14 protein-coding genes and 2 pseudogenes are annotated in these 20,436 nt (G+C 71.4%); 12 read left to right on the plus strand and 4 right to left on the minus strand.

All coding sequences use genetic code 11. The features are described from left to right. Position 1 precedes the first annotated feature (1 nt). The 5 genes and pseudogenes from prpC (at position 2) to ACHMXE_RS10795 (ending at position 7,023) form a co-directional block, all read left to right on the plus strand. Positions 2-1,159 (plus strand): 2-methylcitrate synthase, encoded by a 1,158-nt coding sequence (gene prpC / locus ACHMXE_RS10775; protein WP_203207517.1) that lies wholly within the window; start codon positions 2-4, stop codon positions 1,157-1,159. Between the two features lie 120 nt (positions 1,160-1,279). Next, positions 1,280-2,260 carry a tripartite tricarboxylate transporter substrate binding protein gene (locus ACHMXE_RS10780; protein WP_395345962.1) on the plus strand — a complete coding sequence of 327 codons (981 nt, stop codon included), beginning with the start codon at positions 1,280-1,282 and terminating at the stop codon, positions 2,258-2,260. A gap of 55 nt (positions 2,261-2,315) precedes the next feature. After that, positions 2,316-4,940, plus strand: coding sequence for a Fe/S-dependent 2-methylisocitrate dehydratase AcnD (acnD, locus tag ACHMXE_RS10785; protein WP_395345963.1), 2,625 nt, complete (start codon positions 2,316-2,318; stop codon positions 4,938-4,940). A gap of 13 nt (positions 4,941-4,953) precedes the next feature. Then, positions 4,954-6,148 (plus strand): annotated as a pseudogene (gene prpF / locus ACHMXE_RS10790) (2-methylaconitate cis-trans isomerase PrpF). Between the two features lie 14 nt (positions 6,149-6,162). Further along, positions 6,163-7,023, plus strand: coding sequence for an isocitrate lyase/PEP mutase family protein (locus tag ACHMXE_RS10795; RefSeq protein WP_209544257.1), 861 nt, complete (start codon positions 6,163-6,165; stop codon positions 7,021-7,023). Here the strand turns inward: ACHMXE_RS10795 and ACHMXE_RS10800 are convergent. Continuing rightward, positions 7,014-8,468 carry a PLP-dependent aminotransferase family protein gene (locus ACHMXE_RS10800; protein ID WP_395345964.1) on the minus strand — a complete coding sequence of 485 codons (1,455 nt, stop codon included), beginning with the start codon at positions 8,466-8,468 and terminating at the stop codon, positions 7,014-7,016. The genes ACHMXE_RS10795 and ACHMXE_RS10800 overlap by 10 nt on opposite strands. 84 nt (positions 8,469-8,552) lie before the next feature. Here ACHMXE_RS10800 and ACHMXE_RS10805 point away from each other — a divergent pair, with 84 nt between their 5' ends. Further along, a complete protein-coding gene (locus tag ACHMXE_RS10805) occupies positions 8,553-9,176 on the plus strand; it encodes an FMN-binding negative transcriptional regulator (protein ID WP_209544253.1) in 624 nt (207 codons plus the stop codon). A gap of 18 nt (positions 9,177-9,194) precedes the next feature. Here ACHMXE_RS10805 and ACHMXE_RS10810 read toward each other — a convergent pair whose 3' ends face one another. Continuing rightward, a complete protein-coding gene (locus ACHMXE_RS10810; protein WP_395345965.1) occupies positions 9,195-10,550 on the minus strand; it encodes an LLM class flavin-dependent oxidoreductase in 1,356 nt (451 codons plus the stop codon). Between the two features lie 207 nt (positions 10,551-10,757). Between ACHMXE_RS10810 and ACHMXE_RS10815 the strand changes: the two genes are divergently transcribed. The 3 genes from ACHMXE_RS10815 to ACHMXE_RS10825 are packed head-to-tail and all read left to right on the plus strand — an operon-like array spanning position 10,758 to position 13,092. Further along, on the plus strand, positions 10,758-11,855 hold the full coding sequence (locus ACHMXE_RS10815; protein ID WP_395345966.1) for a putative FMN-dependent luciferase-like monooxygenase: 1,098 nt from the start codon (positions 10,758-10,760) through the stop codon (positions 11,853-11,855). Beyond that, positions 11,852-12,484 carry a CMD domain protein gene (locus ACHMXE_RS10820; protein ID WP_395345967.1) on the plus strand — a complete coding sequence of 211 codons (633 nt, stop codon included), beginning with the start codon at positions 11,852-11,854 and terminating at the stop codon, positions 12,482-12,484. Before ACHMXE_RS10815 ends, ACHMXE_RS10820 begins: the two co-directional genes overlap by 4 nt. 5 nt (positions 12,485-12,489) lie before the next feature. Beyond that, positions 12,490-13,092: an alkylhydroperoxidase domain protein gene (locus tag ACHMXE_RS10825; protein ID WP_395345968.1), complete on the plus strand. Its 603-nt coding sequence runs from the start codon at positions 12,490-12,492 to the stop codon at positions 13,090-13,092. Positions 13,093-13,095: 3 nt separating this feature from the next. Here the strand turns inward: ACHMXE_RS10825 and ACHMXE_RS10830 are convergent, their stop codons facing one another. After that, positions 13,096-14,037: a CysB family HTH-type transcriptional regulator gene (locus ACHMXE_RS10830; RefSeq protein WP_203207506.1), complete on the minus strand. Its 942-nt coding sequence runs from the start codon at positions 14,035-14,037 to the stop codon at positions 13,096-13,098. Positions 14,038-14,322: 285 nt separating this feature from the next. Between ACHMXE_RS10830 and ACHMXE_RS10835 the strand changes: the two are divergent. After that, a pseudogene (locus ACHMXE_RS10835) lies at positions 14,323-15,141 on the plus strand (SidA/IucD/PvdA family monooxygenase); the annotation flags it as partial. 813 nt (positions 15,142-15,954) lie between these two features. On the opposite strand, the gene ACHMXE_RS10840 reads toward ACHMXE_RS10835, so the two are convergent. Beyond that, positions 15,955-16,974 (minus strand): tripartite tricarboxylate transporter substrate binding protein, encoded by a 1,020-nt coding sequence (locus tag ACHMXE_RS10840; RefSeq protein ID WP_395345969.1) that lies wholly within the window; start codon positions 16,972-16,974, stop codon positions 15,955-15,957. 189 nt (positions 16,975-17,163) lie between these two features. On the opposite strand from ACHMXE_RS10840, the gene ACHMXE_RS10845 reads away from it, so the two are divergent. Together ACHMXE_RS10845 and ACHMXE_RS10850 are read left to right on the plus strand one after the other, a co-directional pair. Then, entirely contained in the window at positions 17,164-19,416 is a 2,253-nt protein-coding gene (locus tag ACHMXE_RS10845) for a rhodanese-like domain-containing protein (protein ID WP_395345970.1), read from the plus strand. Beyond that, positions 19,413-20,396, plus strand: coding sequence for an ABC transporter permease (locus ACHMXE_RS10850; protein ID WP_395345971.1), 984 nt, complete (start codon positions 19,413-19,415; stop codon positions 20,394-20,396). The genes ACHMXE_RS10845 and ACHMXE_RS10850 overlap by 4 nt, the downstream gene beginning before the upstream one ends. Positions 20,397-20,436: the final 40 nt, after the last annotated feature.

Genomic DNA, 20,436 nt, shown 5'->3' on the forward strand with positions numbered 1-20,436 from the left:
CATGACCGAAACCACCGCACCCGCGGGCTTCCGCCCCAAGAAATCCGTTGCCCTCTCGGGCGTGACCGCGGGCAACACCGCGCTGTGCACCGTGGGCCGCACCGGCAACGACCTGCACTACCGCGGCTACGACATCCTCGACATCGCCGAGGTCTGCGAGTTCGAGGAGATCGCGCACCTGCTGGTGCACGGCAAGCTGCCCACGCGCGCCGAGCTCAAGGCCTACAAGGCGCGGCTCAAGGCGCTGCGCGGCCTGCCCGCGAGCGTGAAGGAAGCGCTCGAGAGCCTGCCGGCCGGCGCCCACCCGATGGACGTGATGCGCACCGGCGTGTCGGCGCTGGGCTGCGTGCTGCCCGAGAAGGACGACCACAACCTGCCGGGCGCGCGCGACATCGCCGACCGCCTGATGGCCTCGCTCGGCTCGATGCTGCTGTACTGGTACCACTGGAGCACGCAGGGCAAGCGCATCGACGTGGAGACCGACGACGACTCGATCGGCGGCCACTTCCTGCACCTGCTGCATGGCCGGAAGCCCTCCGAGGCCTGGGTGCGCGCGATGCACACCTCGCTCAATCTCTACGCCGAGCACGAGTTCAACGCCAGCACCTTCACCGCGCGCGTGATCGCGGGCACCGGCAGCGACATGCACTCGGCCATCGCCGGCGCGATCGGCGCGCTGCGCGGCCCCAAGCATGGCGGCGCCAACGAGGTCGCGTTCGAGATCCAGAAGCGCTACGACAGCCCGGCCGAGGCCGAGGCCGACATCCGCCGCCGCGTGGAGGCCAGGGAAGTCGTGATCGGCTTCGGCCACCCGGTCTACACCGTGAGCGACCCGCGCAACGTGGTGATCAAGGGCGTGGCCCGGCGGCTGTCCGAAGAGGCCGGCTCGACCAAGATGTACGACATCGCCGAGCGGCTCGAGTCGGTGATGTGGGAGGTCAAGAAGATGTTCCCCAACCTCGACTGGTTCAGCGCCGTGAGCTACCACATGATGGGCGTGCCGACCGCCATGTTCACGCCGCTGTTCGTGATCGCGCGCACCAGCGGCTGGGCCGCGCACGTCATCGAGCAGCGCGTGGACAACAAGATCATCCGCCCGAGCGCGAACTACACCGGTCCCGAGGACCTGGCGTTCGTGCCGATCGAGGCGCGCGCCTGAGGCCGGAGGCAGGGGCGCGGTGAAGTCCTTCCAGGTCGATGTCGCTCGGAGCACACTCCGCGGTGCCGCCCCGCGGGGCGGCGCGCTCCCACATCGAACGACAACACTGGAGACAAGACCATGACGCTGAATCGCCGCGCCTTCTCGGCCGCCGCCCTGGCGGGCCTGACCCTGCCCGCCGCCACCCTCCGGGCCCAGGAGGCCTTCCCGGCCAAGCCTTTGCGCATCGTCTGCCCCTTCGCACCGGGCGGCGGCTCCGACTTCATCGCGCGCGTGGCGGCCAACGTGCTGACCCAGCAGCTGGGCCAGTCGGTGGTGGTGGACAACCGGCCCGGTGCCGGCGGCACCATCGGCACCGAGTACGCGCTGCACACGCCGCCCGACGGCTACACGCTGCTGCTGATCGCGGGCAGCTACACCGTCAATCCCTCGCTCTACAAGCTGCGCTTCGATCCGGTGGCCGAGATGACGCCGGTGATCCAGCTCTCCAAGGGCGCCTACGTGCTGTGCGTCAATCCGTCGAAGGTGCCCGCGAAGAACCTGCAGGAACTGCTGGCCTTCGCGCGCCGGAACCCCGGCAAGCTCACCTTCGCCTCGGCCGGCAACGGCAGCCACCTGCACATCGTGAGCGAGTACCTGTTCGGCATGGCGAAGGTCAAGGCCACGCACGTGCCGTACCGCGGCACCGGGCCGGCCGTCACCGACCTGGTGGCGGGCAACGTCGACATGCTGATCGCGGGCACCGAGGCGCTGATGCCGCACGTGCAGTCGGGCCGGCTGCGCGCCTTCGCCGTCACCACGGCCAAGCGGCTGCAGGCCTATCCCGACATTCCCTCGATCGCCGAGAGCGGCGGCCTGCCCGAATACGACGTGGTGGCCTGGCATGGCCTGATCGCGCCCCGGGGCGTGCCGCCGTCGGTGCTCGCCAAGCTCAACGGCGCGCTCGACGCCGGTCTCAAGGCGGCCGAACTGGTCGCGAAGCTCGATCCCACCGGCGTGTCGCCGGCCGGCGGCAGCGCCGAGCAGTTCGGCGCGCTGATCGGCACCGAGATCCCGCGCTATGCCAAGGTCGTGAAGGACAACGACATCCGCTCCGAATGAACCCCGCGCGGCCCCTCGCAGCGGGGCCGCATCGCTTTCCTGCCCGCTTCCCACGATGACTTCAAGCCACAGAAAAAAACTCCCCGGCACGGCGCTCGACTACATCGACGCGCGCGCCGCCATCGAAGCGCTGCGCCCCGGCGCCTGGGACACGCTGTCCTACACCGCGCGCGTGCATGCCGAGAACCTCGTGCGCCGCTGCGATCCCGCGATCCTCGACGACTGCCTGCTGCAGATCGCCGAGCGCCGGCGCGATCGCGACTTCCCGTGGTTTCCGGTGCGCGTGGTCTGCCACGACATCCTGGGCCAGACCGCGCTGGTCGATCTCGCGGGCCTGCGCGATGCGATCGCGGCCGAGGGCGGCGATCCGGCGCAGGTGAATCCGGTGGTGCCGGTCCAATTGATCGTCGACCACTCGCTGGCCGTGGAGTGCGGCGGCTTCGATCCGCGGGCCTTCGAGAAGAACCGCGAGATCGAGGACCGGCGCAACGAGGACCGCTTCCATTTCATCGAGTGGACGAAGCGCGCCTTCGCCAACATGGAGGTGATCCCCGCGGGGAACGGGATCATGCATCAGATCAACCTCGAGAAGATGTCGCCCGTGGTCTACGTGCAGGACGGCCTGGCCTTCCCCGACACCTGCGTGGGCACCGACAGCCACACGCCGCACGTCGACGCGCTGGGCGTGATCGCGGTCGGCGTGGGCGGGCTCGAGGCCGAGAACGTGATGCTCGGCCGCGCCTCGTGGATGCGGCTGCCCGAGATCGTCGGCGTGGCGCTCACGGGCCGCCGCCAGCCGGGCATCACCGCCACCGACATCGTGCTGGCGCTGACCGAGTTCCTGCGCAAGGAGAAGGTGGTCGGCGCCTACCTCGAGTTTTACGGCGAGGGCGCGCGCAGCCTCACCATCGGCGACCGCGCGACCATTTCCAACATGTGCCCCGAGTACGGCGCCACCGCCGCGCTGTTCCACATCGACGAACAGACGCTGGCCTACCTGCGGCTCACCGGCCGCGAGGACGCGCAGGTCGCGCTGGTCGAGACCTATGCGAAGACCGCGGGCTTCTGGGCCGACGCGCTGGCATCCGCCACCTACGAGCGCGTGCTGAGCTTCGACCTCTCCAGCGTGGTGCGCAACATGGCGGGCCCGTCGAACCCGCACCGCCGCCTGCCGACCTCGCAGCTGGCCGAGCGCGAGATCGCCATCGGCCTGCACGAGGCGCGCCAGCAGGAGGCCGCGGGCCTGATGCCCGACGGCGCCGTGATCATCGCGGCCATCACCTCGTGCACCAACACCTCGAACCCGCGCAACGTGATCGCGGCCGGGCTGCTGGCGCGCAACGCCAACCGGCTGGGCCTGGTGCGCAAGCCCTGGGTCAAGTCCTCGCTGGCACCGGGCTCGAAGGCCGTCGAGCTCTACCTGCGCGACGCCGGCCTGCTCGCCGAACTCGAGCAGCTGGGCTTCGGCATCGTCGCCTTCGCCTGCACCACCTGCAACGGCATGTCGGGCGCGCTCGATCCGAAGATCCAGCAGGAGATCGTCGCGCGCGACCTCTACGCCACCGCCGTGCTCTCGGGCAACCGCAACTTCGACGGCCGCATCCACCCCTATGCCAAGCAGGCCTTCCTGGCCTCGCCGCCGCTGGTGGTGGCCTATGCGATCGCGGGCACCATGCGTTTCGACATCGAGCGCGACATCCTCGACGTGGTCGACGGCAAGGAGATCCGCCTGGCCGACCTCTGGCCCGCCGACGAGGAGATCGACGCGATCGTCGCCGCCTCGGTGCGGCCCGAGATGTTCCGCCAGGTCTACGAGCCGATGTTCGCGATCCATGCCGACCACGGCGAGAAGGCCAGCCCGCAGTACGACTGGCGTCCGCAGTCCACCTACATCCGCCGTCCGCCCTACTGGGACAGCGAGGGCGTCGGCGCGCTCGCGGCCAATCCGCGCACCCTGCGCGGCATGCGGCCGCTGGCCCTCTTGCCCGACAACATCACGACCGACCACCTGTCGCCGTCGAACGCGATCCTGCGCGACAGCGCCGCCGGCGAGTACCTCGCGAAGATGGGCCTGCCGGAAGAGGACTTCAATTCCTACGCCACCCACCGCGGCGACCACCTGACGGCCATGCGCGCCACCTTCGCCAACCCGCAGCTCGTCAACGAGATGGCGGTGGTCGACGGCGTGCCGAAGAAGGGTTCGCTCGCGCGCATCGAGCCCGAGGGCCGCGTGGTGCGCATGTGGGAGGCGATCGAGACCTACCTGAACCGCCGCCAGCCGCTGATCATCGTGGCCGGTGCCGACTACGGCCAGGGCTCCTCGCGCGACTGGGCCGCCAAGGGCGTGCGCCTGGCCGGCGTCGAGACGGTGGTGGCCGAGGGCTTCGAGCGCATCCACCGCACCAACCTGCTCGGCATGGGCGTGCTGCCGCTCGAGTTCAAGCCCGGCACCACGCGGCTCACGCTGGGGCTGGACGGCACCGAGACCTACGACGTGGCCGGCGAACCCGCCCCGCGCGCCGACCTCGCGCTGATCGTGCATCGCCGCGATGGCGAGGCGCTGCGCGTGCCGGTCACCTGCCGCCTCGACACTGCCGAGGAAGTGTCCATTTACGAGGCCGGCGGCGTGCTGCAGCGTTTTGCGCAAGACTTCCTGGCCGCGAGCACCGCGGCTGCTTGAGAAACCCATCGCCATGGCATCCATTCCCCAGATCAAGATTCCCGCCGTCTACATGCGCGGCGGCACCAGCAAGGGCGTGTTCTTCCGCCTGCACGACCTGCCGCCGGCCGCGCAACAGCCGGGCCCGGCGCGCGACGCGCTGCTGCTGCGCGTGATCGGCAGCCCCGACCCCTATGCCAAGCAGATCGACGGCATGGGCGGCGCCACCTCGTCGACCTCGAAGACCGTGATCCTCTCGCGCTCGACGCGGCCCGACCACGACGTCGATTACCTGTTCGGCCAGATCTCCATCGACAGCGCTTTCGTCGACTGGTCGGGCAACTGCGGCAACCTGTCGGCCGCCGTGGGTCCGTTCGCGATCGCGCAGGGCCTGGTCGATCCGGCCCGCGTGCCGCCCGACGGCGTGTGCACCGTGCGCATCTGGCAGGCCAACATCGGCAAGACCATCGTGGCCCATGTGCCGATCTCGCTCGGCCAGGTGCAGGAGACCGGCGACTTCGAGCTCGACGGCGTGACCTTCGCGGCGGCCGAGGTGCCGCTGGAGTTCATCGATCCGGCCGACGAGGGGGAGGGCGATGGCGGCGGCGCGATGTTCCCCACCGGCAAGCTCGTCGACGACCTTGAGGTGCCCGGCGTCGGCACCTTCAAGGCCACGCTGATCAACGCGGGCATTCCCACCATCTTCGTCAACGCCGCCGACATCGGCTACAGCGGCACCGAGCTGCAGGATGCGATCAACGGCGACCCTAAGGCACTCGCGATGTTCGAGACCATCCGTGCGCACGGCGCCGTGAAGATGGGCCTGATCCAGGACATCGCCGAGGCCGCGAAGCGCCAGCACACGCCCAAGGTCGCATTCGTCGCGCCGCCGAAGGACTACGTCGCGTCCAGCGGCAAGCCGGTGCGCGCCGCCGACGTCGACCTGCTGGTGCGCGCACTGTCGATGGGCAAGCTGCACCACGCCATGATGGGCACGGCCGCGGTCGCCATCGGCACCGCGGCCGCGATCCCCGGCACGCTGGTGAACCTCGCGGCCGGCGGCGGCGAACGCCAGGCGGTGCGCTTCGGCCATCCCTCTGGCACCTTGCGCGTCGGCGCCGAGGGCGCGCGCGGTCGACGGCCAATGGGTCGTGACCAAAGCCCTGATGAGCCGCAGCGCGCGCGTGTTGATGGAAGGCTGGGTGCGCGTGCCCGGCGACAGTTTCTGAGAACGGATCCCCTGATGTCCACCCGCAAGCAACTCAAATCCCTCGCCGAGGCCCGCCGCGGCCTGATCGTTCCGGGCGCCTTCAATGCGCTCTCCGCCCGCGTCGTGGAAGACCTCGGCTTTCAGGCCATCTACGTCACCGGCGCCGGCGTCACCAACATGTGGTTCGGCATGCCCGACCAGGGCTTCATGGGCCTGTCGGAGATCGCCGACCACACGGCGCGCATCCGCGATGCCGTGTCGGTGCCGCTGATCGTCGATGCCGACACCGGCTTCGGCAACGCGCTCAACGTGCGCCACACCGTGCGCACGCTCGAGCGCGCGGGCGCCGACTGCATCCAGTTCGAGGACCAGGTCGCGCCCAAGCGCTGCGGTCATTTCTCGGGCAAGGAGGTGATCTCGACCGAGGAGGCCGTGAGCAAGATCAAGGCGGCCGTCGATGCGCGCCGCGATCCCGACCTGCTGATCATGGCGCGCACCGACGCGGCCGCGATCCATGGCTTCGAGGCCGCGGTCGAGCGCGCGCAGCGCTTCGCCGAGGCCGGCGCCGACATCCTGTTCGTCGAGGCCGTGACCAGCGCCGAGGAGGTTCGCGCGCTGCCGAAGCGGTTGGACCGGCCGCAGCTCATGAACATGGTGATCGGCGGCAAGACGCCGATCTTCAACGCGACCGAACTCGGCGAGCTCGGCTACGGCATCGTGCTCTATGCCAATGCCGCGCTGCAGGGCGCGGTGGCCGGGATGCAGAAGGCGCTGACGGTGCTGCGCGACGAGAAGGAAGTGCGCGAATCCAGTGGCCTGGTCACGCCCTTCGCCGAGCGCCAGCGGCTCGTGGGCAAGCCCGAGTGGGACGCGCTGGAGCAGCGCTACACCTGAAGCATCGCGGCCAGCAGCCGCACGCCCTGGTCGATCTGCTCGACCGTGAGGCTCGCATAGCCGAGGATCAGGCCGCCGCAACGGTTGCCGGTGGCCTTGCCCGCGTAGAGCGGCGACACCGGATACACACCCACGCCACGCAGCCGCGCGGCGGCGACCAGCGCGGCTTCGTCGCGCGGCCGCAGCCAGGGCAGCCACAGCACCACGTGCAGCCCGGCCGCCGTGCCCGCGACCTGCGCCTCGGCCGGCAGATGGCGCGCGATCGCGTCGAGCAGCGCCGTGCGGCGGCGCTCGTTCTCGCGCCGCACGCGGCGCACGTGACGCTCGTAGGCGCCGCTGTCGATCAGCGCCGCCAGCACCCGCTGCTCGAGCAGCGGCGCATGGCGGTCGGCCATGCGCTTGGCCTGGCGGAACACCGGCACCAGCTCGGGCGGCAGTACCAGGTAGCCGAGCCGCATCTGCGGCGACAGCGCCTTCGAGAAGGTGCCCACATAGAGCACGCGCCCGTCGGCATCGACCGCGCGCAGCGCGTCGATCGGGCGCTGGCCGTAGCGGAACTCGCCGTCGTAGTCGTCTTCCACGATCCAGGCGCGCTGCTGCCGCGCCCATTGCAGCAGCTCGAGGCGCCGGCCGATGGCGAGCACGCCGCCGAGCGGGAACTGGTGCGAGGGCGTGACGTAGGCCAGGCGCGCGCGGCCGTCGCGCGGCAGCGCGGCCGTGTCCAGGCCCTGCGCATCGACAGGCACCGGCAGCAGCGCCGCTCCCGTGGCCTCGAAGCAGCGCCGCGCCATCAGGTAGCCGGGGTTCTCGAACACGAAGGCGTCGGCGGGATCGAGCAGCAGCCGCGCGCACAGGTCGATGCCCTGCTGCGAGCCCTGCACCACGACGATCTGTTCCGCGTCGCAGACCAGCCCGCGCGCGCGCCGCAGATAGCCCTGCAGCGCGCGCCTCAATCCTTCGTCGCCTTCGGGCGCGGCGTAGCTCAGGCTGCGCTGCTGGCGCAGCAGCTCGGCCTGGTAGGCGCGCCGCCAGGCCAGCGCGGGGAAGTCGCGCGAGGCGACCGCGCCATAGAGGAAGTCGATGTGCGCCGGCTCGCTCGGTGCGGTCGCTGGTGGCGCCATCGCGGCGATGCGGCGGCCGTAGGCCGACAGCGTGGGCGCGGGCCGGGCGCGGCGGGAGGCGGCCGCCGGCCGTGCCACGGCGGCAGACGGCGGGCTCGCCACGCGCGCCGTGCGTCCGGCCGACGTGAGCAGGTAGCCCTCGGCGGCGAGCTGCTCGTAGACCGCGGTCACCGTGGTGCGCGAGACACCGAGCTCGGCCGCCAAGGCCCGGGTCGACGGGGCAGGCGCGCCGGCGGGCAGGGTGCCGTCGGCGATCTGGTCGCGCAGCAGCGCGTAGATGCGGCGCCCCGCGCCCTGGCCCGGAGGAAGCGACAACTGGTCCATGCAAAAAGGTCCAAACTGGTTCTTCGCATTGTGCCGGTTCGAAGCGACAGTGAGGCACCCCACACGCTTTCAGAGCCACGCCCGATGTACATCCCCGCGCATTTCGCCGTCACCGATCCCGCCGCGCTGCAGCGCGTCATCCGCGAGCATCCGCTCGGCATGCTGGTCACGCACGGCCCCGCGGGGCTGGACGCCGATCACCTGCCCTTCGAGTTCGATCCCGAGGTCGGCACCCACGGCCTGCTCTCGGCCCACGTCGCGCGCGCCAACGACGTCTGGCAGCGCTGCCCGACCGGCACCGAGGTCATGGTGGTCTTTCGCGCCGCGCAGGCCTACATCTCGCCGAGCTGGTATCCGAGCAAGCACGAGCTGCACCGGCAGGTGCCGACCTGGAACTACGAGGTGGTGCATGCGCACGGCACGATCACCGTGCGCGACGACGAGCGCTTCGTGCGCGGCATCGTCGCGCGCCTCACGCGCCGCCACGAGGCGGCCGAGCCCAGGCCCTGGAAGATGGGCGACTCGGCGCCCGAATTCATCGACGGCCTGCTGGGCCACATCGTCGGCATCGAGATCGCGCTCACCTCGCTGGTCGGCAAGTCGAAGCTGAGCCAGAACAAGGAGACGCGCGACCGCGCGGGCGCGTCCGAGGCGCTGGCCGCGCGCGGCCATGCCGAGATCGCCGAGCGCATGCGTCCGATCGGCTGATCGGACGGTCGCGCGCAGCTATGCGGCGGCGCCCACCGCGGCCCGGCGCTGCCCATGCCGCGGCCGCTGCAGCCCCAGGTGCTCGCGCAAGGTACTCCCCTCGTACTCGGTGCGCACCAGGCCGCGCCGGCGCAGCTCGGGCAGCACCAGCTCGATGAAGTCCTGCAGGCCGCCCGGGAACCAGGGCGACATGATGTTGAAGCCGTCGGCGCCGCCTTCCTCGAACCACTGCTGCAGCTGGTCGGCGATGCTCTGCGGCGTGCCCACCACCTGCTGGTGGCCGCGCGCGCCCGCGATGCGCAGGTAGAGATCGCGGATGCTGAGGTTCTCGCGCCGCGCGAGGTCGAGCAGCAGGCGCTGCCGGCTCTTGGGGCCGTTGGTCTCGGGCAGCTCGGGCACGGGGCCGTCGACCGGCAGGCCCGAGAAGTCGAAGCCGCCGATCACGTTCGACAGCAGCGAGACACCGACCACCGGGTGCACGAGGTCCTGCAGCAGCGCGAACTTCTCTTCGGCCTCTTCCTGCGTGCGGCCGACCACCGGGAAGATGCCCGGCATGATCTTGATCGACTCGGGCTCGCGGTCGTAGGCCTGGGCGCGGTCCTTGATGTCGCGGTAGAAGCTCTTCGCCTCGTCGAAGGTCTGGTGCGCGACGAAGATCACCTCGGCCGTGCGCGCCGCGAGGTCGCGGCCGGCCTCCGAGGCGCCGGCCTGCACCACCACCGGCCGGCCCTGCGGCGAACGCGAGACGTTGAGCGGCCCGCGCACCGAGAAATGCTTGCCCTTGTGATGCAGCACGTGCAGCTTGTCCGCGTGGAAGTACTGGCCGCTGTCCTTGTCGCGCACGAAGCTGTCGTCCTCCCAGCTGTCCCACAGGCCGGTCACCACGTCGTGGAATTCGGCCGCGCGCTCGTAGCGCAGCGCATGCTCGAAGTGCTCGTCGCGGTTGAAGTTCTGCGCCTCGCCGGTGCCGCTCGAGGTCACGAGGTTCCAGCCCGAGCGCCCGCCGCTGATCTGGTCGAGCGAGGCGAACTTGCGCGCCACGTTGAAGGGCTCGTTGAAGCTGGTCGACACGGTGGCGATCAGGCCGATGCGTTCGGTGACCGCGGCCAGCGCCGACAGCAGGGTCAGCGGCTCGAAGTGGTCGCTGCGCGCGGTGCGCGAGAGCGAGGCGAGTTCGCTGCTGCGCACGCCCACCGAGTCGGCCAGGAAGACGGCATCGAACTTCGCGGCCTCGGCCAGCTTCGCGAGTTCGACGTAGTGGCGGAAGTTGCTGCCCGCGTCGGCCTGGGCCTGTGGATGGCGCCAGGCGGCGATGTGGTGGCCGGTCTGCATGAGAAAGGCGCCCAGCTTGATCTGGCGGGAGGAAGTGGCCATGGGAACTCGTGGTCGGAGGGTGTGCGCGAAAGTGCGGCGGCAGGTTAAGTCGGTGCCCGCTCGCGCGGAAAGAAGGGATTCGCACTTCCTTAGGCGCGCACTGCATTTGGCAAAGGAAAGCTCGATCGCGCAGCCTCGGTTTGCGCATATGCATGCGACTTTTTCTTCGCAGCCGGCGCACGTCGAGGCCGCCACAATTTCCGCTTCATGCCCGAGCCTTCGCACGCACCCTCCGCACAACGACCGACGGTGCGCAAGCGCCTCGGCTTCTTCAGCCGGCTGCTCGACGACGCCCCCGCGGCCGAGCGCTATCGCCTGGTGGCCGCGCAGATCGCGCATGCCGAGGCCTTCGGCTTCGACTCGGCCTGGGTCGCGCAGCACCACTTCCACGAACACGAGGGCGGCCTGCCGTCGCCCTTCGTGTTTCTGGCCCACGTGGCCGCGCGCACGCGCCGCATCCGCCTGGGCACCGGCATCGTGACCCTGCCGCTCGAGAACGCGCTGCGCGTGGCCGAGGACGCCATCGTGCTGGACCTGCTCGCGGGCGGCCGGCTCGAGCTCGGCGTGGGCACGGGCGGCACGCCCGAGGCCTTCGCCGCCTTCGGCCTCGATGCGGCCGAGCGGCCGGCGCTGTTCGCGCGGCAGCTCGCCGCCGTGCGCGCGGCCTGGGCCGGCCGGCCGCTCGCGGGCGGCGACACGCTGTATCCCGCGGGCGCGCAACTGCTGGGCCGGATCTGGCAGGCGACTTTCTCCGTCAGTGGCGGCACGCGCGCGGGCCAGGCCGGCGACGGCCTGATGCTCTCGCGCACCCAGCCGCGCACGCTCGAAGCACCCGATGCGACGCTGGCCGAGCTGCAGGACCCGATCGTCGATGCCTACCTGGCCGCGCTGCCCGCCGGCGCCACGCCGCGCATCGTGGGATCGCGCAGCGTCTTCGTGGCCGACACGCGCGTCGAGGCGCTGCGTCTGGCCGAGATCGGCCTGCGCCGCTCGGCCGCGCGCTTCGCGGCCTCGGGCGGCGGTGGCCTCGCGGACCGCGCGGGCCCCGAGGCCACGCTCGAACAACTGATCGCGGCCTACGACGTGCACGTGGGCACGCCCGAGGACGTGATCGCCTCGCTCTCCGCCGACAGCACGCTCGCGCGCGTCACCGACCTCGTGTGCCAGGTGCACTCGGTCGATCCGCCGCATGCGGCGATCCTGCGCTCGATCGAACTCGTCGCCACCGAGGTCGCGCCGGCGCTCGGCTGGCAGCGGGACACGGCTGCGGCACCCACCGACCTTCCTTCCCTCCAGACCTCATGACCGCCACCACCCCTCCCGTCGCCGACGTGATCGACCAGCTGGTCGGCATCGCGCCCGGCGATCCGCTCGACCGCCTGCGCGCGCAGCGCGAACAGGCGCGCCTCAACGCGCAGCAGAGCTACCTCGCGCTGTTCGCGCCCACGCCGCCCGTGCCCGAAGGGTTCGACATCGCGGACCGCTTCGCCATCGCGGCCTTCGTGACCGCGCTGCACGAGCAGCCCGAGGTCGCGCGCTTCTATGCGCAGCGCCTGGCCGCGCAGCGCGCCCGCGCGGGCCTGGCCGAGGCGGTCGCGGACGAAGCGAAACGCGCCGCCGCCAAGGGCCCGTACGGCCGCTATCCCGCGGGCCCGCTGAGCGCCGAGGATAAGGAAGGCCCTTCCTACGCGGTCGCCGATTCGAACCGCGAAGCGCTGGGCCCGCGCCTGTCGGCCGCGCTCGTGCACGCACAGCTTCTGGTGTTCCATCCGCGCGATGCGAGCCCCACCGCGCTGCAGGCCTTGCTCGATGCCGGCTGGTCGTCCACCGGCATCGTGACCCTGTCGCAGCTCGTGGCCTTCCTCGCGTTCCAGGTCCGCGTCGTCGCGGGCCTGCGCACGCTGGCGCGCCATCCCATCACTTCCGTCGACTGAACGCCATGGCCACCGAATCGACCCTGAGCTATCCGGACAACGCGCACCCCACGCGCTTCACGCAGGCGCAGCTCGAATGGCTGCCCTGGCTCGAGCCGCTGCCCGAAGCCGAGCTCACCGAGCGCCATTTCGCGGGCCTGGTCGATGCCTCGCGCGCCAAGTCGCCGTACTTCCGGCTGCTCGCGCGCGATCCCGACATCCTCGGCGCGCGCACGCGCACCGACAAGGACATCTTCTACAACCCCGAGGCCGGCCTGCCGCGCGCCGAGCGCGAACTGGCCGCGGCCGCGGCCTCGCGCCACAACGGCTGCATCTACTGCGCCTCGGTGCATGCGCGCTTCGCCACGCATTTCTCGCAGCGTGCGGACGACGTGCAGCGGCTGCTCGACGAGGGCACGACGGCCGCGCTCGGCGAGCGCTGGGATGCGATCGTCGCGGCTTCGGTGGCGCTGTCGTCCACGCCGTCGAACTTCGGCACCGAGCACATCGAGGCATTGCGCGCGCAGGGCCTGGACGACCTCGCGATTGCCGACGTGATCCACGGCGCCGCTTTCTTCAACTGGGCGAACCGGTTGATGCTCTCGCTGGGCGAGCCGCAACAACCCTGACGTTCAGCCGCCGTCGTCGGGCGGCGCCTCCGCGCTGGCGCGCGCGATCGCCTCGCGCGCCATGCCGGGCGCGAAGGCATCGATGAAGGCGTGGATGTAGCCGCGCAGATGCCCGCCGCGGCGCACCGCGAGCTGGGTGCGGTTCTCGCCGAACAGGTGGCCGGCTTCCAGCGCGCGCAGGCGCCGGTCGCGCACCGCGTCGTAGGCCAGGTCGGCGACGATGCCCACGCCCACGCCCAGTTCCACATAGGTCTTGATCACGTCCGCATCCATCGCGGCCAGCACGATGTCGGGCGAGAGGCCATGGCGCGCGAAGGCCTCGTCGATGCGCGAGCGGCCCGTGAGGCCGCTGTCGTAGGTGATGAGCGGATGGCGCGCGAGCTTCTCGATGGTGAGCGGCGTCTCGGTCAGCAGCGGATGGCCCGCGGGCGCCACCACCAGGTGCGTCCAGCAGCGACACGAGATGGCCGCGAGCTGCGGATGGTTCTGCGGCAACTCGGTGGCGATGCCCACGTCGACCTCGCCGTCGAGCAGCATCTGCGCGATCTGGCGCGGCGTGCCCTGGTGCAGGTGCAGTCGCACGCCGGGAAAGCGCAGGCGGAACTCCTGCACCGCGGCCGGCAGCGCATAGCGCGCCTGCGAATGCGTGGCCGCGATCGACAGCAGGCCTTCTTCGCGCGCCAGGAAATCCTGGCCGGCCTGGCGCAGGTTCAGGCTGTCGTCGAGCACGCGCTCGATGATCGGCAGCAGGTGGTCGCCGGGCGAGGTGAGGCCGGTGAGCCGCTTGCCCGAGCGCTTGAACAGCAGGATGCCGAGCTCGTTCTCGAGGTCGCGGATCTGCCGGCTCACGCCGGACTGCGAGGCCTCGAGCACCACGGCGGCTTCGCTGAGGTTGAAGCCGCAGCGCACGGTCTCGCGCACGGATCGCAGTTGCTGGAAGTTCATGGCGACGGGAAGAGGCTTGTCTCTGGCTGGGGCATGCGCCTTCCGGGCGCGCACTCGGTGGGAGTGCATGCAGGCTATCGCGCGGCGGGGTCTCGCGGCAAAGAACAAAAACGGATCAACGTATGCGGAATACGTGCTTCGCGAAGGCCGCGCTCTCTTGAAGAATGAGGGCTCTTGCCTTCGAGGGTGAGTGTCTCCTGGTCGCTACGGCGACGCAGTTTCAACGGGCCCCTCGGGGCCCGTTTTTTTCGCGGCATCCACCGCGCCACTCCTGTCGATCACCTCATGAGCAACGACCCCTCCACGTCCCTCGAACCGAACGACCCGCGCGACCGCTTCGCCCACGAGGCCCTGCGCCTGCTCGGCCCCGCGCCCGCCAACTGGGTGCCGCGCCACGATGGCATCGACCACGACGTGCTCGTCGTCGGCGGCGGCCAGAGCGGTGCCGCGCTCTCGTTCGCGCTGCGCCGCGCGGGCATCGCCGAAGTCAGCGTGATCGATGCCGCGCCCGATGCGCAGCGCGCGGGCGTGTGGCTCACGCGCGCGCGCATGCACAAGCTGCGCACGCTCAAGAACCTGGTCGGCCCCGAGGGCCCGGTGAGCGCGCTGGGCTTCCAGGCCTGGTATGAATCGCGCCATGGCCTCGAGCCCTATGCGGCGCTCGACCGCATTCCGCGCACCGACTGGGCCGCCTACCTCGACTGGTTCCGCCACATCACCGCCACCGGGGTGCGTTACGGCACGCGGCTGGTCGGCTTCGAGGCGGCCGGGCAGGGCGCGGTGCCGCACTTCCGCGTGCGGCTCGAGGTCGACGGCCAGGAGCGCATCGAGACCGCGCGCAAGCTGATCTTCGCCAACGGCGTGGCCGGCAGCGGCGCGCCCTTCGTGCCCGAACTGCTCGCGAACGCGGTGGCCAGCGGGCTCGCGGCCCACACCGGCCATGCGATCGATTTCGCGGCGCTAGCAGGCAAGCGCGTGGCCGTGATCGGCGCCGCGGCCTCGGCCTTCGACGCGGCCGCGGTGGCGCTCGAGCATGGCGCGGCCGCCGTCCATCTGTTCGCGCGCCGCGACCATCTCGCGGCCACGCCGGTGGCGCGCGTGCGTGGCTATCCGGGCCTGTACGACAACTACTTCGCGCTGCCCGATGCCACGCGCTGGCATCATGCGGCGCGCTACCGGCGCCTGGGCACCACGCCGCCGCCCGACTCGGTGCAGCGCGTGCTGGCCTTTCCCAACTTCCACCTGCACCTGGGCGCGCCGTGGCGCGGCGTCACGCAGAACGGCAACCAGCTCGTGGCCCACGTGCACGACGAGCATTTCCACTTCGACTTCGCGATCGCCGGCACCGGCTACAGCCACGAGTTGAGCGAACGCCCCGAGCTGACCGGCATCGCCGACCTGGTGCTGCGCTGGCGCGATCGCTTCGAGGCGCCAGCGAACGAGCGCGACGACGAGCTCGCGGCCGCGCCCTACCTGGGCACGGGCCTCGAGCTGGTCGAGAAGACGGCGGGCACGGCGCCGTGGCTGCGCGACATCCATGTCTACAACCCGGGAGGCTTCGCGAGCACCGGCCTGCCGCTGGGCGACGTGCCCGGCATGCGCGGCTACGTGCCGGCCATCGTGCGCCGCATCAGCGAGGACCTGCTGCTGGCCGACCTGCCGCTGCACGAGGCACGCACGCGCGCCGAGGTGCCACCGGACTTCGGGCCGGAGTTCGTATGCGGGCGCGCTGTGGCAGGGCGAGGCGCGGCTGCAGGCGGCCTGAGAAAACGGGAGCGGAACTCCGGACGCAGAGGACGCGAAGGTTCCGCGAAGGACACAAAAGGAAGCCAGAAGAAGAAATTTCGAATTTCTTTTTTCGCGCTCTTCGCGAATCCTTCGCGTCCTCTGCGTCCGGCTGTCCGTTTTTTATTTATTTCAGCGCAGCGAGATCCCCGCCGTCTGAATGGTCTTCGCATAGCGGATGCGCTCCGCCGCCAGCGTGCGCCCCAGGTCGGCCGGCGAGCCGCCGGTCACCTTGAAGCCCATGTCCTCGAGCTTGGCGCGCGTTTCGGGCGCGGCGATCACGGCCTGGATGTCGCGGTTGATCTTCGCGACCACGGCCGGCGGCGTGCCGGCCGGCGCGAAATAGCCCTGCCAGCTCTCGACCGCGAAGCCCGGCAGCCCGGCCTCGGCCATGGTCGGCACCTCGGGCAGCGCGCCCGAGCGGTAGTCGGTGGTGACCGCGAGCGCGCGCAGCTTGCCGGCGCGCACGTGGTCGGTCACGGCGGCCAGCGTGATCAAGGTGGCGTCGACGTGGCCCGCGAGCACGTCGAGCGTGGCCGGCCCGCCGCCCGAGTAGGGGATGTAGTTGACCTGCGCGCCGGTCTCCTGGCCGATCATCTCGTGCGCCACGTGGGCGATGCCGCCGTTGCCCGGCAGGCCCAGGCTGATCGAGTGCGGCCGCGCCTTGGCGCGCGCGAGGTAGGCGCGGAAGTCGCCGATGCCGGTCTTCGGATTGACCACCAGGATCTGCGGATTGACCACCGCCTTGATCACCGGCGTGAAGGCCTTCTGGCCGTCGTAGGGCAGGCGGTCGAACAGGATGCCGTTGAGCGTCAGGCCCTCGCCCTGCTGCAGCAGCGTATAGCCGTCGGCCGGCGACTTGGCCACGCGCGCGGCGCCAATGGTGCCGCTGGCGCCGCCGAGGTTCTCGACCACCACCGACTGGCCCCAGCGCTCGGTCAGGCGCTCGGCGATCAGGCGGGTGAGCTTGTCGGCGCTGCCGCCGGCGGCCACCGGCACCACGATGTGGACCGGCTTCGAGGGGAAACCGGCCGCCTCGTCGGTGGCGGCGCGGGCGGACGCCGTGAGGGCGGCGAGCAGGACGGGAGCGGCCAAGGTGGCGCGCAGCAGGGCGCGGCGCGCGCCGCGGGTCGGGGAGGGCAGGGAGGTCATTGGGTGTCTCGTTCGAGGATGTGCCGACCGTAGGCGCGGGCGCGCGCGCGTCCAACGAAGCAAACCGGATATGCGTAGAAGAAAAACTTCGTTCGGCCGGCCCGGTCCGCCGCATACCCTGCCCACACCGCGGCCCCGTGCCGTGCTTCCGTCTTCCCGGTCTTCCCCGCATTCCCCTCGAAAGTCCCCATGAGCCTCTCCGAACTCCCCGTCGAAACCTCGGGCAACGACCTCGCGAGCGAGCGTGCGCGCGCCATCGACGCCTTTCTCGCGCAGGGGCGCGGCCTGCTGGCCGCCGGCCCCGGCGAGGGCCACGCCCGGCTGCAGCCCGTGGCCGACGCGCTGATCGCGCTGGGCCGGCGCGCCGACCTGTTCCCGGCCGCCCATTTCCCGATCGATGCCGAGCGCCCCGCGCAGGTCTACCGGCTGGCCGAGGACGCCGATGGCGGCTTCGCGCTCTACCTCTCCGCGGGCCTGGCCGGCAAGGCCCAGCCGCCGCACGACCACACGACCTGGGCGATCATCGCGGGCGTCGAAGGCAACGAGCGCAACGTGCTCTACCGCCGCGAGAAGACCGCCGATCCCGCGCGCGACGACCTCGTGCAGACGCGCGTGGTCGACGTGGCCGCGGGCAGCGCGGTGGTGCTGACGCCGACCGACGTCCACACCATCGAGCTGGTCGACGGCCTCGACGGCCGGCACCTGCACTTCTACGGCCGCGCGCTCGAGCGGCTCGAGCATCGCGTGGTGTTCGAAGGCACGGCCGGCGGCAGCTACCGCCAGTTCGGGCCGCCGCGCAACGTCCGCCATCCGGCGATCGCGCCAGCGGCGCTCAAGGCCGCGCTGTCCGATGGCGAGGAGATCGCGCTGCTCGACGTGCGCGAGACCGGCGTCTTCGTGCGCAGCCACATCCTGCTGGCCGCCTCGGCGCCGCTGTGGCGGCTGGAGCTCTTGATCGACCGCCTGGTGCCGCGCCGCGACACCCGCATCGTGCTGACCGACGCCGACGAGTCGCTGGCCCACCAGGCGGCAGGCAAGCTGGTGCGCCTGGGCTGGCGCAACGTGTCGGTGCTGGCCGGCGGCACCGCGGGCTGGGCCGCGGCGGGCTACGAGCTGTTCAGCGGCAGCAACGTGCCGAGCAAGGCTTTCGGCGAGGTCATCGAGCACCGCAAGCACACGCCGTGGATCTCGGTCGACGAGCTGCATCAGCGCGTGGAACGCGGCGACGACATCGTGGTGGTCGACAGCCGCACGCCCGAGGAGTTCGCCGACTTCAGCCTGCCGTTCGCCCACAGCCTGCCGGGCGCCGAGCTGGTCTACCGCATCCATGAATTCGCGCCGCGTCCCGAGACGCTGGTGGTGGTGAACTGTGCCGGCCGCACGCGCAGCATCGTCGGCGCGCAGACGCTGATCGACGCGGGCATCCCGAACCCCGTGGTCTCGCTCAAGGACGGCACCATGGCCTGGTTGCTGGCCGGGCGCACGCTGTCGCACGGCCGCAGCGCGCCGCTGCCCGAGCCCGAGGCCGCCGGCCTCGAGCAGGCGCGCGCGCGCGCCGAGGACGTGGCCCGGCGCGCCGGCGTGCGCCGCATCGACGCCGCGGGCCTGGCACGGCTCGAGGCCGAGGCCGGCGAACGCTCGCTCTACCGCTTCGACGTGCGCACGCGCCAGGAATACGAGGCCGGCCATCTCGAGGGCTGGCGCTGGGCGCCCGGCGGCCAGCTGGTGCAGGCCACCGACGAGTACGTCGGCGTGCGCCGCGCGCGCATCGTGCTGGCCGACTGGGACGGCGTGCGCGCGCTGACCACCGCGGCCTGGCTCGCGCAGCTCGGCGGCCACGAGGTCTTCGTGCATGCACCGGCGCCGCTGCCGGTGCTGGTGCTCGGCCCCGAGCCCGTGAAGCTGCTGCCGCTGCATGCGCGCGCGCCGCGCATCGCGGTGCGGGAACTCGCATCGGCGCTGGACGCCGGCAGCGTCGCGGTGTTCGACATCGAGCGCCGCGCCGCCTACGAGCGCCGCCATGTCGCGGGCGCGCGCTTCGCGGTGCCCGACCGGCTCGAGGAATTCATCGCCGGCCTGCCCGCCGCGCAGCGCGTGGTGCTGGTCTCGTCCGACGGCGTGCTGGCCGGCGCGGTCGCGGCCGAACTCATCGCGCGCCTGGCCCGCGACGGCAGCGCGCGCGAGGTGCTCGCGCTCTCGGGCGGCACCCAGGCCTGGGTCGCGGCCGGCCTGCCCGCCGGCCAGGGCGGCGAGGGCGTGCTGACCGGCGACGACGACCACTGGTACAGCCCCTACGCGCATGCCGACCTGGCGGCGCGCAATGCCGGCTTCCAGCAGTACCTCGACTGGGAGATCGGCCTCGTGGCCCAGCTCGAGCGCGAAGGCGACGTGGGCATCCGGCTGGTCGCGCCCGCCACGGCCGACGCGGCGGTGGCGCCATGAACCTGCGAAGCGCCGGCCGAACCCTGGTGCGCACGGCCTGGCAGGCCGTACCGACCGTGATCGGCGTCATCCTGCTGAACTTCGTGCTGATGCAGCTGATCCCGGGCGACGCCGCCGACGTGGTGGCGGCCGAATCGGGCTCGGCCACGGCCGAGAGCATGGCGCAGCTGCGCGCCCACTTCGGCCTCGACCTGCCGGTGCTGCAGCAGCTCGGCAGCTACCTCTACAACCTCTCGCACGGCAGCCTCGGCGTTTCGCCGCGCTACAACATGCCGGTGGTGGCGCTGATCGGCGCGCGGCTGGGCAACACGCTGCTCTTGATGCTCACCGCGCTGGGCTTCGCGCTCGCCATCGGCATCGCGCTGGGCACCATCATGGCCACGCGCGTGGGCCGCTGGCAGGACCGCACGCTCTCGGTGCTGGCGCTGCTGCTGTACTCCACGCCGGGCTTCTGGCTCGGGCTGATGGCGATCGTGCTGTTCTCGGTGCACCTGGGCTGGCTGCCCACCGGCGGCAGCGAGACCATCGGCGCGGGCTACACCGGGCTGAAGCGCGCGGTCGACGTGGCGCGCCACCTGGTGCTGCCGGCGCTCGCGCTCGCGGGCTTCTACATCGCCATCTTCTCGCGGCTCACGCGCGCGGCCATGCTCGAGGTGTCGCGCCAGGACTTCGTGCGCACCGCCGAGGCCAAGGGCCTGCATCCGTGGACCGTCACGATGCGCCACGTTCTGCGCAACGCGCTGATCCCGGTCACCACCGTGGCCGGCATGCACCTGGGCACCCTGCTCGGCGGCGCGGTGGTGGTCGAGACCGTCTTCAGCTGGCCCGGTCTCGGCCGGCTGGCCTTCGACTCGGTGGCCGGGCGCGACTACACGGTGCTGCTCGGCGTGCTGCTGATGTCCTCGCTGCTGGTGATCGTGGCCAACATGCTGGTCGACCTGCTGCACGCGCTGCTCGACCCGCGCATCCAGGTGCGCTGAGTTCCGCGCGCGCACCGCTTCACGCTCTTCTCGTTCCTCA

Source organism: Variovorax sp. UC122_21 (assembly GCF_044056785.1).
GTDB lineage: Bacteria > Pseudomonadota > Gammaproteobacteria > Burkholderiales > Burkholderiaceae_C > Variovorax.

Bases quoted from the DNA above. Each gene is read 5' to 3' on its own strand.
- ACHMXE_RS10850 (WP_395345971.1), top strand. From the start codon at position 19,413: ATGAACCTGCGAAGCGCCGGCCGAACCCTGGTGCGCACGGCCTGGCAG.
- ACHMXE_RS10840 (WP_395345969.1), bottom strand. From the start codon at position 16,974: ATGACCTCCCTGCCCTCCCCGACCCGCGGCGCGCGCCGCGCCCTGCTG.
- ACHMXE_RS10805 (WP_209544253.1), top strand. From the start codon at position 8,553: ATGTACATCCCCGCGCATTTCGCCGTCACCGATCCCGCCGCGCTGCAG.
- ACHMXE_RS10845 (WP_395345970.1), top strand. From the start codon at position 17,164: ATGAGCCTCTCCGAACTCCCCGTCGAAACCTCGGGCAACGACCTCGCG.
- ACHMXE_RS10800 (WP_395345964.1), bottom strand. From the start codon at position 8,468: ATGGACCAGTTGTCGCTTCCTCCGGGCCAGGGCGCGGGGCGCCGCATC.
- ACHMXE_RS10825 (WP_395345968.1), top strand. From the start codon at position 12,490: ATGGCCACCGAATCGACCCTGAGCTATCCGGACAACGCGCACCCCACG.
- ACHMXE_RS10830 (WP_203207506.1), bottom strand. From the start codon at position 14,037: ATGAACTTCCAGCAACTGCGATCCGTGCGCGAGACCGTGCGCTGCGGC.
- ACHMXE_RS10820 (WP_395345967.1), top strand. From the start codon at position 11,852: ATGACCGCCACCACCCCTCCCGTCGCCGACGTGATCGACCAGCTGGTC.
- prpC (WP_203207517.1), top strand. From the start codon at position 2: ATGACCGAAACCACCGCACCCGCGGGCTTCCGCCCCAAGAAATCCGTT.
- ACHMXE_RS10795 (WP_209544257.1), top strand. From the start codon at position 6,163: ATGTCCACCCGCAAGCAACTCAAATCCCTCGCCGAGGCCCGCCGCGGC.
- ACHMXE_RS10780 (WP_395345962.1), top strand. From the start codon at position 1,280: ATGACGCTGAATCGCCGCGCCTTCTCGGCCGCCGCCCTGGCGGGCCTG.
- ACHMXE_RS10815 (WP_395345966.1), top strand. From the start codon at position 10,758: ATGCCCGAGCCTTCGCACGCACCCTCCGCACAACGACCGACGGTGCGC.
- ACHMXE_RS10810 (WP_395345965.1), bottom strand. From the start codon at position 10,550: ATGGCCACTTCCTCCCGCCAGATCAAGCTGGGCGCCTTTCTCATGCAG.
- acnD (WP_395345963.1), top strand. From the start codon at position 2,316: ATGACTTCAAGCCACAGAAAAAAACTCCCCGGCACGGCGCTCGACTAC.